The organism is Vibrio sp. G-C-1 (genome assembly GCF_021728015.1).
Lineage (GTDB): Bacteria > Pseudomonadota > Gammaproteobacteria > Enterobacterales > Vibrionaceae > Vibrio > Vibrio splendidus.
In genome coordinates, this window is record NZ_JAKKCR010000001.1 from 298,114 (window position 1) to 310,657 (window position 12,544).

10 protein-coding genes are annotated in these 12,544 nt (G+C 44.0%); 6 read left to right on the top strand and 4 right to left on the bottom strand.

Annotation, left to right across the window (positions count from 1 at the left end):
- Window positions 1–21: 21 nt before the first annotated feature.
- The 3 genes from fdhD (at window position 22) to L3V36_RS01345 (ending at window position 2,540) form a co-directional block, all read left to right on the top strand.
- Window positions 22–852, top strand: coding sequence for a formate dehydrogenase accessory sulfurtransferase FdhD (fdhD, locus tag L3V36_RS01335; protein WP_108209110.1), 831 nt, complete (start codon window positions 22–24; stop codon window positions 850–852).
- A 266-nt stretch (window positions 853–1,118) separates the two neighbouring features.
- A complete protein-coding gene (locus L3V36_RS01340) occupies window positions 1,119–1,316 on the top strand; it encodes a hypothetical protein (protein WP_131825228.1) in 198 nt (65 codons plus the stop codon).
- A gap of 81 nt (window positions 1,317–1,397) precedes the next feature.
- Window positions 1,398–2,540, top strand: a complete 1,143-nt coding sequence (locus L3V36_RS01345) for an aromatic amino acid transport family protein (protein WP_102511472.1) — start codon at window positions 1,398–1,400, stop codon at window positions 2,538–2,540.
- Between the two features lie 396 nt (window positions 2,541–2,936).
- Here L3V36_RS01345 and L3V36_RS01350 read toward each other — a convergent pair whose 3' ends face one another.
- From L3V36_RS01350 to L3V36_RS01360, 3 genes are all read right to left on the bottom strand, one after another.
- Window positions 2,937–4,298, bottom strand: a complete 1,362-nt coding sequence (locus tag L3V36_RS01350) for an L-serine ammonia-lyase (RefSeq protein WP_004734717.1) — start codon at window positions 4,296–4,298, stop codon at window positions 2,937–2,939.
- A 120-nt stretch (window positions 4,299–4,418) separates the two neighbouring features.
- Window positions 4,419–5,672 (bottom strand): aromatic amino acid transport family protein, encoded by a 1,254-nt coding sequence (locus L3V36_RS01355; protein ID WP_017091019.1) that lies wholly within the window; start codon window positions 5,670–5,672, stop codon window positions 4,419–4,421.
- Between the two features lie 309 nt (window positions 5,673–5,981).
- Complete coding sequence (locus L3V36_RS01360; protein ID WP_208774077.1) at window positions 5,982–6,581, bottom strand: CoA pyrophosphatase; 600 nt, start codon at window positions 6,579–6,581, stop codon at window positions 5,982–5,984.
- Between the two features lie 305 nt (window positions 6,582–6,886).
- Here L3V36_RS01360 and L3V36_RS01365 point away from each other — a divergent pair, with 305 nt between their 5' ends.
- Window positions 6,887–7,429, top strand: coding sequence for a heme NO-binding domain-containing protein (locus L3V36_RS01365; protein WP_017080579.1), 543 nt, complete (start codon window positions 6,887–6,889; stop codon window positions 7,427–7,429).
- A 1-nt stretch (window position 7,430) separates the two neighbouring features.
- The gene (locus L3V36_RS01370; RefSeq protein ID WP_208774080.1) at window positions 7,431–9,149 is read left to right on the top strand and encodes an ATP-binding protein; all 1,719 of its coding nucleotides are present in this window, start codon (window positions 7,431–7,433) and stop codon (window positions 9,147–9,149) included.
- Window positions 9,150–9,392: 243 nt separating this feature from the next.
- Here the strand turns inward: L3V36_RS01370 and pabB are convergent, their stop codons facing one another.
- On the bottom strand, window positions 9,393–10,772 hold the full coding sequence (pabB, locus tag L3V36_RS01375) for an aminodeoxychorismate synthase component I (RefSeq protein ID WP_208774082.1): 1,380 nt from the start codon (window positions 10,770–10,772) through the stop codon (window positions 9,393–9,395).
- Window positions 10,773–11,017: 245 nt separating this feature from the next.
- Between pabB and L3V36_RS01380 the strand changes: the two genes are divergently transcribed.
- A complete protein-coding gene (locus tag L3V36_RS01380) occupies window positions 11,018–12,535 on the top strand; it encodes a fumarate hydratase (protein WP_004734730.1) in 1,518 nt (505 codons plus the stop codon).
- Window positions 12,536–12,544 lie beyond the last annotated feature (9 nt).

Below are 12,544 nucleotides of genomic sequence, written 5' to 3' on the forward strand. Positions count from 1 at the left end.
ACCGTCTTTCCGGGTGATTTTATGAGATGTATAACTCAATCCTATATTGAACTGCCTGATTTTAATCAAGCGCCTCCACAGCCCAATGCCATGAGCTATCGAGAGCTTACGGGCTATAGCATGGTGGTGGATGCACCTCTGGCAAACGAATCTGCATTGGCGATCAGTTATAACGGGATCAGTCAGGCGGTTATGATGGTGACGCCTGGTCACATGGAAGACTTTGTGCGTGGTTTTAGTTTAAGCACCGGTATCGTAAAAAAATTCAGTGAAATTCGTGATATTGAGATTGGTGGCAATGGTGAATCTCATTTCGCGCAAGTCGAAATCAGCAACCGTGCTTTTTGGGACATGAAAACTCAGCGGCGTAACTTGGCTGGAACCACAGGTTGTGGTTTGTGCGGTGTTGAGGCGCTTGAACAAGCACTTCCTGATTTGGTTCCATTGCCATCGTCATTACCACCCAGTCCACTGGTTTTTCAGGGGTTGAGAGGGCGAATTGCTGAACATCAAAAAGCAGCCAAAATATCCGGTGCTTTACATGCCGCTTTGTTTGCGAATTCGAAAGGTGAAATTTCACTTTGTCGTGAAGACATTGGCCGCCATAACGCACTGGATAAACTAATAGGGGCGATGGCTGTGAACGAGATCAACCCTAAGTCAGGGTTCGTGATTATGACGAGCCGTTGCAGTTTAGAGCTTATCCATAAAGCCGTGCGTGCCGAAATCGCAACCTTGGTTTGTTTGTCGGCTCCGACCTCACTGACGGTCGAATGGGCAAGACGTAATCGCTTAAATCTGATTCACTTACCAAACAGCAGTCCACCTCGTTTATATAGCCCTGCGCCATAAATGTAATGTTTTCGTTTGGATAAAAAGAGAGACCATTGGGTCTCTCTTTGGTTTTTATTATAAATGATTATTGTTTTACGCGGTTTGGTGGTTGATTTATATCCAAATGGCTGTTTTGTTCAATTTAATAGCAAAAAATGTGGTTATAGCGTTGTGTTTCAAAGCTCATTCGATAAGATGAAAACACCTCTAATGACAGAGGTAGGGCAGCAATGGATACGCTGCTTCAATTACTATGGAATGTGACTTAATTATTGGACACATACATGAAATTCAAGATTACATCACCGATTATTGAACCTACGGAAGGTTCACCACATCAGTTAACGCAAACTCACGCTTCTCGTTTTACCTCTTTTAAGACAAGCTCCCCTTTGAACACCTTGTTCGACCACGTCTCTGCACGCTTCTTTACCGCTTATCGCTCCTATTGTTATTCGTTTTATAACTCTATTTCTATCTGAACTCCTTTGTCATCCGCTCGATGTACGAAGACTCACATCTATAAAAACTAAACAAATAAGTTAAAAACAATGAATATTAAAATGATGGGTAGCTCCCTAATTATCGCTGGTACCGCTCTCGGTGCTGGTATGCTTGCGATCCCAATGGTATTAGCTCAATTTGGATTGCTTTACGGCACACTGCTGATGGTTTTGATCTGTTTCGGCACCACTTACGCAGCATTATTACTTCTAGAAGCGACCATCAAAGCCGGTGGCGGTCTAGGGTTGAACTCTATTGCTCGAAAAACCTTGGGTAAACAAGGCCAGTTACTGACTAACGGCTTGCTATACGCGTTATTGATTTGCCTATTGATGGCTTACATTTTAGGCGCAGGTGATTTGCTGAGTAAGTTACTGTCTAACTTTGGCGTTGAACTCACCGCGACCACGAGCCAAGTCGTGTTTACGTTACTTGCTGGTGCAGTCGTCGCAAGTGGCACAGGAGTGATTGATAAGCTCAACCGCGCACTGTTCTTTGTGATGCTAGCAAGCTTGTTTGCAACTATGGTGTTTCTAGCACCAAGCATGACGCAAGAAAACTTGATGCAGGTAACCAGTCATGACCACGTCGATCTAATCAAAACCAGTGCAATCCTGTTCACAAGCTTTGGCTTTATGGTTGTGATTCCAACCTTGGTTTCTTACAACCACGAAGCGACAGACAAACAGCTGCGTAACATGGTGATCGTCGGTTCTCTGATCCCATTAGTGTGTTACTTATGTTGGTTGTTTGCGGTAGTGGGTAACTTGAGCGAAGAGCAATTCAGAAGCTTTAAGAACGTATCAGATTTGATGGCGGCGTTTGAGGCTCAGTCTCCTTGGGTGGGTAACGTTCTGTCTACCTTCACTGGCTTGGCGTTGCTGACCTCTTTCTTTGGTGTGGCGATGTCTTTATTCAACCAGAACAAGGACATGTTCAACCAAAACACCGTAGTAACGTACTGCATTAGCTTTATCTTGCCGTTGGCGGGTTCATTGCTTGCAGCTGACAAGTTCTTACAAGTGTTGAACTACGCAGGTATCATCTTAGTGTTTTTGGCTGTGTTTGTTCCTCTGGTTATGGTTCACAAGCAGCGCTTCATGAAAGTAGCGGAAGACAGATACAGCGCTGAAGGTGGCCGACCAATGATGCTTTTCTCATTGCTATTTGGTTGCTTCTTGCTTATCTCACAAGTGATTTAGCAAAACAATTTGGTCGGTTGAATAATTAGGGCGTGTTGACCTTTCGTGGTTAAATTTTGTTCGAGATAAAAGCGTTTTAATCGCGGCGAGGGGGAAGTAGCCTAGTCACTCTAAGCAAATCCCCCTCAACAAAGAGTAAGACGCTTATAGCCGAACCCTTCGGGCAGCGTTTGCTGGCCATTTCTACTACGTTATCGGCTTCTCATGTAGGCTAGCTACACATCGACGCCTCTGCCTTGTATAAATACCTAGCAACTCGCTGCAAAAATCAGCTCGAAAGATCAACACGCCCTAGTCACTAAGCTTCATCTACAAAAGCTTTAGATACAAAAAAAGGAACGCATCGGCGTTCCTTTTTATTATCTGCTCATTAAAAGCAGATTGATTCGAAAGCTATTAACAAACCACCTTAACTGCTAAACCACCTTGAGATGTCTCACGGTATTTAGCGTTCATGTCTTTACCTGTTTCTAGCATTGTTTCGATAACTTTATCGAGAGAAACAGTAGGAGCAGAAGAGCGACGAAGTGCCATACGAGTTGAGTTGATTGCTTTAACTGCAGCAATACCGTTGCGCTCGATACATGGTACTTGTACTTGGCCAGCAACTGGGTCACACGTTAGACCTAGGTTGTGCTCCATGCCGATTTCTGCAGCCATACATACTTGCTCAGGGCTACCACCCATAAGCTCAGCAAGACCAGCAGCAGCCATAGAACATGCCACACCAACTTCACCCTGACAGCCAACTTCAGCACCAGAGATAGAAGCGTTACGCTTGTAAAGACCACCGATCGCGCCAGAAGCTGCGAAGTAACGGATGTAGTCTTTCTCAGTTACCGTTTGGATGAACTTGTCGTAGTACGCCAATACAGCAGGGATGATGCCACATGCGCCGTTAGTTGGTGCCGTTACTACACGACCGCCCGCTGCGTTTTCTTCGTTTACTGCGAAAGCAAACATGTTCACCCAATCAACAACCGTCATTGGATCATTGGTTGTTTTTTCTGAAGTAATCAGAAGTTGGCGAAGTGAAGCTGCACGGCGAGGTACACGCAATGGACCCGGCAAGATACCTTCAGTATTCATACCGCGATCCATACACTCACGCATCGTTTTCCAGATGTTTGCGAAGTAAGTACGAGACTCTTCGTCTGAGTGGAAAGCCGCTTGGTTTTTCATAACCAGTGTACTGATAGAAAGACCACTTTCTTTACACTGATTAACCAGCTCTTCAGCTGTTGTGAATTCGTAAGGTGCTTTAATCGGGTTTTCTTCTTCTTTGCCGAAGCTCTCTTCGTCAACGATGAAACCGCCACCAATTGAGTAGTACGTTTTTGAGTAAGCTACTTCGTCATCAACCCAAGCATGAATGCTCATGCCGTTCTCGTGTAGAGAAAGGTTGGTTTTATGGAAATTCATTCCGCCATCTTTAGGGAACGAAACAGTATGACAGTGCATACCAACAGGTAGACGTTCAGTTTCTTCTACTCGTGCAATAAAGCCCGCGATAGAGTCAATATCTACTTTCTCAGGGGTGTTGCCTGCAAGACCCATGATGATAGCGATATCGGTGTGGTGACCTTTCCCTGTCAGTGATAGTGATCCATATACGTCCACGGTGATTTTAGTGATGTCGCGCAATTTTCCCATTGAACGTAGGTCATCAATAAATTCTTTACCCGCTTTCATTGGTCCAACTGTGTGTGAGCTCGATGGACCAACACCGATTTTATAGATATCAAATACACTAATCATAGCGATTACCTCAAAAAGAGAGCCTCCCAAGGGGAGTAGGGAGGCTCATTTATTATCATTATATTTTTTGTCTAATCTCGCGATATAAGATGGATGTCATCTTATAAAAAGGACTTGAGATTAAAGAGCGCCGTAGATTACAGAACTAATAGCCGCTAGACCACATAAAGCTGTAAAGATTTGCACAGGTGCTGATGTTTTGTACTTAGCCATTGCTGGTACTTTCTGCATCGCGAATACAGGCATTAGGAACAGGATAGCTGCAATCATTGGAGCACCCATTGTTTCAATCATACCTAGGATGCTTGGGTTAACTACCGCAACAATCCAAGTTGTAACAACGATGAACGCTAGAGATGCTTTCTCAATCGTGCTGATTGAAGAACCAGAGCGAGACTTGATTAGACCGACAAGACCTTCATGAGCACCTAGGAAGTGACCGAAGTAGCTAGAAGTAATCGCTGCGAACGCTACTAGAGGACCCATGTAAGAGATAAGTGGAGACTCGTGAACGTTAGCTAGGTAAGAAAGTACCGAGATGTTTTGCGCTTGCGCTGTAGCTAGTTGCTCTGGAGATAGAGAAAGCACTACAGAGAATACGAAGAACATTACAAAACCCATCAGCATCATTGCTGCGCCGCCAGTGATCGCGTCAGTTTTCTTAACTGCGTCTTCACCGTATACACGACGTTGCTCTTTAGAGAACTGTGAAATGATTGGGCTGTGGTTGAAAGAGAACACGATGATTGGAATCGCAAGCCAGATAATAGAAGGCATTGAAGACCATTCTGGGCTTGTTTCCATCATTGAAGTGTTCCATTCAGGAACTAGGAAGAAAGACAGCGCTAGTAGGACGAATACTAGTGGGTAAACCATTGCTGACGTTGCTTTAAGCATCAGTTCTTTACCGAATACAACACCTGCTGTCATAGCAAGGATCAGTGCACCAGAAAGAAGAGGACGTGGAATAGATTCCATACCCATTTGGTTTACTAGGAAAGAATCAACCGTGTTTGTGATACCAACACCGTAGATAAGAACGATTGGGTAGATAGCGAAAAAGTAAGCAAAAGTAATAATGTTTGCGCCAGTCTTACCGAAGTGCTCTTCAACTGTGTCTGTAATATCAGCTTCAGGGTTTTTAGCAGACAGTACGAAACGAGCTAGAGATTTGTGTGCGAACCAAGTCATTGGTGCCGCGATTAGAGCTAGGATAACTAATGGCCAAAAACCACCCGCACCAGCTTTGATTGGAAGGAATAGTACGCCAGCACCAACTGCTGTACCGAATAGTGATAAACACCAGGTAAAATCTTTATAGTTAAACTTGCTTGAATCTTTAACGGCATTTGCCGAAGAAGTTGTTGTGTTCATGTTAAATTACTCATTTTTTGGGAACAGGAAATAAGTTGGGGCTAATTCTGCAGAATTTTCTTCTGTAAAAAATAGATCTAAATCATGTAATGAAACGGCGTGTCACATGATATGCGAAAAACGGATTTTTGATCACGAAATTGGCGTGCTACAGGTGATTTATGTTCATGCTAGGCATTAGTTTTTATTATGCGAATGGCGGGGGTGGTCAGATTTATACCAGGAAAACGTTTGCGTAAAATTGCATTAATAAATCTGTTCTATAGAAAGGCTGGATTTTGTTAACAGAGATTAAACAAAACGTAGTTGCTATGTAATTTGTTGCACTACATGTCGCTGCAGAGATTGGATGATTTGTGCTGTAACGCCCCAAATTAGGTGCTCTTCGAAGGGCATCGCAAAAACACGATGCTTGATTTGTTTAACGTTAACTGTGTGGCTGTGTAACTTGGCTTGGTCTAAAACATAGGTGGCAGGCACCTCAAAAATCGAGGCCACTTCGTTCTCATCGATGATGGCTTCATAGTCAGGGTCGACCATTGCAACAATCGGTGTCACAGAAAATTTACTAATAGTACTCAATGCAGGTAATTGGCCAACAATTTTAACTTGATCCGATCGAATTCCCACCTCTTCGTGGAGTTCTCTAAGTGCAGTAAATTGCATAGAAGGGTCGGAAAGTTCGTGTTTTCCTCCAGGAAAGCTGACTTGACCTGGATGATGCTTTAAATGAGCGGCTCTTTTAGTAAAAATGACATGTAAACCATCTTCTCGTTCCACTAAACCGACCACCACTGCCGCTTTGCGCAATTGATCGTCACTGATATGCGAAACACGCTCTACAGATTCAGGATGATAGCCAACCGTAGGGTTAAGCTGGAACTGTTGAAGGAAGTTTTCTTTATTCATATCAAGCCAATATATTGATTATTATGATTTTAAGTATAGGCATAACCGTGGGCTGATTACCAATTTTGAGTTTGTCGTCATTTACTTACCCTTAGTTCAGTCATTAACTAAGCATAATAAAGGGGAGGGGCAGACACCCATCTCCTCAAAACGAGAGGTTTTGCTATATTCAATATTTGTACATTTCCGAGTAAGCGTTACCCATGTCATAAAATTAGGTGATGAAACGTAGTTTTTTTGTTTAAGAATTTGATAACAATAACTTAGTAGACCATTCTAAAAAGAAATAGAAGAAAAGGTATGAGATGAAAGGAATCATATTCACCGAATTTTTAGAGCTTGTTGAAGACAAGTTTGGGCTAGAGCTTTTGGAAGAAGTTTTAGAGATGTCAGAAGACGAAGGGATCTACACGTCGGTCGGAAGCTATGACCACAAAGACCTTGTCAGGTTGATTATCAACTTGAGTAAGAAAACCGATATTGATGCCGCCAGTTTACAGCGTGTTTTTGGGCAGTCGGTCTTTAAGAACTTATTGGCCTCATTGCCTAATAAAGCGAGCCTTGCTCATAGCACGACCACCTTTCAATTTATCCAACACGTAGAGCGCTATATTCACGTTGAAGTGAAGAAGCTCTATCCGGATGCGGAGCCGCCGGAATTCAGCTTTATTACCACGACTGAAGCACAGCTTGTTTTTGACTATAAAAGCGCAAGGTGCATGTCTCACGTTTGCTTAGGGCTTATTGAAGGGTGTGCTGAATACCACGGTGAATCTATCGCGGTTGAAATGACGCCGCAAAATGATGACCAAAGCGTGGTTAGGTTTAATCTCAAAGTAGAAAAGTGATATGGATCCGGCATCTGCCATAGAGAAGAAACTTAAGCGTCAAATCGCGGCAAGGAAAGCGGCTGAAGCGTTGTTGGAACAAAAGAGCCTCGAACTGTTTGAGGCTAACCAACAGCTTGAGCTTGCTCTGCGTCAGTTAGAAAAGCGCTCTAACGCGAATATACGCCGTATTGAATTCCAAGAACAAATCGACAACCTGTTGATTGATTTCGGGCGCGCGTTCCTTAGAAATGATCTCGATGACGTCATGTTGTCACAATTGACGATGAATGTGACCAACAGTTACTTGATAGAAGCCAGTCGTTTGATTTTGCCTCCCAAGCTGATCCCTCAGTTACACACTTACGACTATGGTGACGAAGCCGTCGAGGTGATAGAGCAATACATTCAAGAACCTCATTGGCAAGGCAACCTGCTAACGGTGCCATTAGAGGTCGAAAAGGTCATAGTCGGCGCGTTAATCGTGAAGGTCAGATTGTTAGACCAGGACTACGAATTCATTCAAAGCCAACTGTTGTTAGTGACCGACCTTATCTGCAGTGCACTAACTCATCAGCTTGCTATCAATCGAAATGTTGAGTCACGTAAACGAGCGGAAGAATCCGAGAGGGCAACGCGCGACTTTGTGGCCATGATTAACCATGAGCTAAGAACTCCGCTCAATGGTTTGTTAGGTAGTGCAGAATTGATCAGCGATACCGAACTCAGCAGTTCTCAGCGTGAAATAGTGAATAACCTGAGCCAATCTGGAGAGTTTCTCAGAACCATCATTAATGACTTGCTTGATTTCAGTAAAATCAATGCAGGGATGTTGGATCTTATTCCTAAGAAATTTGCGTTGCATGATTTGAGAAATACGATTGAAAGTATCTTCGTCAATCGCGCGATTGAGAAGCAGATCGAATTTAATATCAGTGTCGAATCTAACGTACCTTCTCATTTCCAAGGCGATTTAGAACGTATCACGCAACTGTTTGTAAACTTAATCGGTAATGCGATCAAATTTACAGAAGAGGGGCACGTCAATGTCGATATTGAATGGGACAAAAACCAGTTTGTTTTCTCAGTGGAAGATACTGGGGTAGGCATTGCTGAATCTGCACATAAGACGCTGTTTGAACCTTTCACACAAGCTGACAACTCAAGTAGCCGAAATTATGAGGGCACTGGGCTTGGCTTAGCGATTTGTCGCAAGCTGGTGGCTTTGATGAATGGCGTGATTGGGGTGAGCAGTGTTGTTGGCTCAGGCACTACGTTTACCATCTCGATTCCTCTTCAGGTTGTCGATGTACCAGCAGAGAGTGATAGTGTCGCCAGAGGCTTTGAATCTGAAGTCGAATTGTCACTGCTTAAAGTGCTGGTGGTTGATGATATTAAGATGAACCAGATCATCATCCAACAAATGTTACGTAAACATGAGATTGAACCTGCTACCGCGAGCAATGGTGTAGAAGCTTTTGAGCTTGCTTCAGATAATGAATACGACATTGTTTTCATGGATTGCAGAATGCCCGTCATGGACGGATTTGAAGCGACAGAGAAACTTAGAGATAAGGGTTACGTTAGATCTATTGTGGCACTCACCGCCGGAACGACGCTGGAAGAGCGAGAACGTTGTATTCAGTGCGGAATGGATGACATTCTTAGTAAGCCTTACACAGCCAACGATCTTAAAGAAATGCTCAAGAAGTGGGGTGTTGCGCCTGCGAAAGTAACTTAGAGCTTGTTAGCTAAAGTAGCTTAGAGCTTGTTAACTAAAGTAACTTAGAGCTTGTTAACTAAGGTAACCTAGAGCTTGTTAATTAAGCATCGCTAGTAAGAAGTGGTCATTCACATGCTCTGGCTCAGAGACTAAAAAACCGAAGTGATCTTACGATCCTTCGGTTTTTTTATTTCGGCTTCTTCTTATATAGAGCTTTCGCTGGCCGTTAAGCCGCGAAACTGTCAGTTAATGACGTTATGCTTAACATTCCTCAAGTACAGGTAGAATACGACTTAGTTTATCCAACGTCTCTTGGTACTCAGAAGCACAATCACTATCGAATACCACACCACCGCCAGCCCATGCATAAAGCGTATTGTTCTCTGCCACTAACGTACGAATAGTAATGCTGGTGTCCATTCTGCCATTTCGGCTGATGTAGCCAATACTGCCGCAGTACGCTGAACGTCGATGCGGTTCTAACTCTTCAATGATCTGCATCGCGCGAACTTTTGGAGCGCCGGTAATTGAACCACCAGGGAAACAGGCTCTCAGAAGGTCAGTTGCAGAGTATTGGTCATCAAGGTCTGCTCGTATCGTGCTCACTAAGTGGTGCACAGCAGGGAAGCTTTCAATATCGAAGAGCTTTGGTACATGAACCGATCCCGGCTTTGCGACTCGGCCAATATCATTACGAAGCAGGTCGACGATCATCAAGTTTTCTGCCTGATCTTTATCGGCGTTGACTAGGTCTTGTGCGTTGGCATCATCAATCATAGGGTTTTCAGAACGAGGACGTGTGCCTTTGATCGGTTTTGTTTCAATGGTGCCACTATTAAGTTCTAAGAATCGTTCAGGCGAAACACTGATGATTGCGCAGTCGGCCAAACGGATAAAACCAGAAAAGGGTGCTGAGTTGTGTTGTTCCAATTTGTCATAGGCTAGCCATTCACTGCCTTGGTATTGGGCATTGAAACGCTGAGCCAAGTTAATCTGATAGCAATCGCCGGATAACAGGTACTCTTGAACACTATCGAATTTCGTTGCGTAGTTCTGTTCGCTCATGTTGGATTTCCACGGTGTGGTTAATCCAAAGGGCGCATGTGTTCGGTTTGACCGAGCCACTTGCTGCATCAGCCAATCATGATGTTCATCGATATTGCTGCCGACAATACACGCCGTTTTTAATTGATGGTCAACGATCACAGTCCACTCATACAAACCAACCGCCATGTCTGGTGCTTCAATGTCTCGCTTTGCGAGTGAAGGAAGTGTTTCAACTCTGCGCCCCAAATCATAACTAAAGTAGCCTAATGCACCGCCAACGAATGGCAACTCAACGTGCTCTTTCGTTATAGGCAATAACTGTTGCTGATATTGGTCGAGTAGTTCGAAAGGATCGAAGTCTGAAACCTCGCACTCTTCATTAACATTAACGGTCGTTTCTGCACCGATAGTTTCGAAGGTGGCGATGGGTTGAGCAACTAAAATGTCGTATCGACTATCAACGTGGCTTTCTGAAGCAGAGCGTAATAGCATTGCCCACGGTAGGTTTTCAATATGGGAAAACAGCTGTTTAGCTAAAGTTGATTGATATTCAAGCGGCTTGATTTGGATAGAGCGAAATTCGTTGTTATTCATTTGTTTAATTTGTGACAAAGAGTTCGATCACTGCATGGCGTGTGAGAGGAAGCAAGAGTATCATAAATTGAAAATAAAATGGGTTCTTGATTAGAACGGTGTAATACAAGTGGTTTAGTTTACAGCTATGCAAGCGATTGCTAAAGCAACTAAATACAGCTCAACACAATAAAAAGCTAAGCCAATTAGGCCTGAATAGTCAAACCATGAACCCACATGGAACCAGAACAATAAAGAGGCATGCAATGACGGTTATTCGTAAGCAAGATGTGATCAGCAGTGTCGCTGACGCACTTCAGTACATTTCTTATTATCACCCTTTAGACTTTGTCCAAGCCCTAGAAAAAGCGTATGAGAAAGAAGAGAGCCAAGCAGCAAAAGATGCTATCGCTCAGATTCTGATTAACTCACGCATGTCTGCGGAAGGCCATCGTCCAATTTGTCAGGATACGGGTATTGTTACTTGTTTCGTGAACATCGGTATGGATGTTAGGTGGGAAACGGATCAAACAGTACAACAGATGGTTGATGAAGGCGTTCGTCAAGCTTACAACAATCCAGATAACCCATTGCGTGCATCTGTCCTAATGGACCCTGCAGGTAAGCGTATTAATACGAAAGACAACACACCAGCGGTTGTTCACATTAATATGGTTCCAGGCAACAAAGTTGAAATTCAAATCGCGGCAAAAGGCGGCGGTTCTGAGAACAAAACCAAGATGGTAATGCTTAACCCTTCTGATGATATTGCAGAATGGGTAGAGAAGACGCTACCAACAATGGGCGCGGGCTGGTGTCCACCGGGCATGCTTGGTATAGGCATCGGCGGTACGGCTGAGAAAGCAGCAGTACTAGCGAAAGAATCTCTGATGGAACACATCGATATTCAAGATCTTATCGACAAAGGTCCAGAGAACGCAGAAGAAGAGCTTCGTTTAGACATCTTCAACCGTGTAAACAAGCTTGGTATTGGTGCACAAGGTCTTGGCGGTCTAACGACTGTGGTTGACGTTAAAATCAAAACAGCGCCAACGCATGCAGCTTCAAAGCCTGTTTGCTTGATCCCGAACTGTGCAGCAACACGTCACGTACATTTCACATTAGACGGCAGCGGCCCTGCAGAGCTAACACCACCTAAGTTAGAAGAGTGGCCAGATATTACTTGGGAAGCAGGCGCGAATACACGCCGTGTTAACCTAGATGAAATTACTAAAGAAGACGTTCAAGAGTGGAAGACTGGCGAAACGGTTCTTCTATCAGGCAAGATCTTAACCGGTCGTGATGCAGCGCATAAGCGTATTCAAGGCATGCTTGAAAGTGGTGAAGGTTTACCTGAAGGCGTGGACCTGAAAGGTAAGTTCATTTACTACGTTGGCCCTGTTGATGCGGTACGCGATGAAGCGGTTGGTCCTGCTGGCCCAACAACCTCTACTCGTATGGATAAGTTCACCGACATGATGCTAGAAGAAACCGGCATTATGGGCATGATTGGTAAAGCAGAGCGTGGCCCTGCAACCGTTGAGTCAATCAAACAACATAAATCGGTTTACCTAATGGCCGTTGGCGGTGCAGCTTATTTAGTCGCGAAAGCAATTAAAAAAGCACGCGTGGTTGCGTTTGAAGATCTCGGTATGGAAGCGATTTACGAGTTTGAAGTTGAAGACATGCCGGTAACGGTCGCGGTTGACTCTAACGGCGTGAACGCGCACCAGATCGGCCCTGATACGTGGAAAGTGAAAATTGCTGAAGCTGAAAAAGCATAATTTACTGAA

Excerpts from the sequence above, each read along its gene's own strand:
- fdhD (WP_108209110.1), top strand. The coding sequence starts at position 22 with ATGAGATGTATAACTCAATCCTATATTGAACTGCCTGATTTTAATCAA.
- L3V36_RS01340 (WP_131825228.1), top strand. The coding sequence starts at position 1,119 with ATGAAATTCAAGATTACATCACCGATTATTGAACCTACGGAAGGTTCA.
- L3V36_RS01345 (WP_102511472.1), top strand. The coding sequence starts at position 1,398 with ATGATGGGTAGCTCCCTAATTATCGCTGGTACCGCTCTCGGTGCTGGT.
- L3V36_RS01350 (WP_004734717.1), bottom strand. The coding sequence starts at position 4,298 with ATGATTAGTGTATTTGATATCTATAAAATCGGTGTTGGTCCATCGAGC.
- L3V36_RS01355 (WP_017091019.1), bottom strand. The coding sequence starts at position 5,672 with ATGAACACAACAACTTCTTCGGCAAATGCCGTTAAAGATTCAAGCAAG.
- L3V36_RS01360 (WP_208774077.1), bottom strand. The coding sequence starts at position 6,581 with ATGAATAAAGAAAACTTCCTTCAACAGTTCCAGCTTAACCCTACGGTT.
- L3V36_RS01365 (WP_017080579.1), top strand. The coding sequence starts at position 6,887 with ATGAAAGGAATCATATTCACCGAATTTTTAGAGCTTGTTGAAGACAAG.
- L3V36_RS01370 (WP_208774080.1), top strand. The coding sequence starts at position 7,431 with ATGGATCCGGCATCTGCCATAGAGAAGAAACTTAAGCGTCAAATCGCG.
- pabB (WP_208774082.1), bottom strand. The coding sequence starts at position 10,772 with ATGAATAACAACGAATTTCGCTCTATCCAAATCAAGCCGCTTGAATAT.
- L3V36_RS01380 (WP_004734730.1), top strand. The coding sequence starts at position 11,018 with ATGACGGTTATTCGTAAGCAAGATGTGATCAGCAGTGTCGCTGACGCA.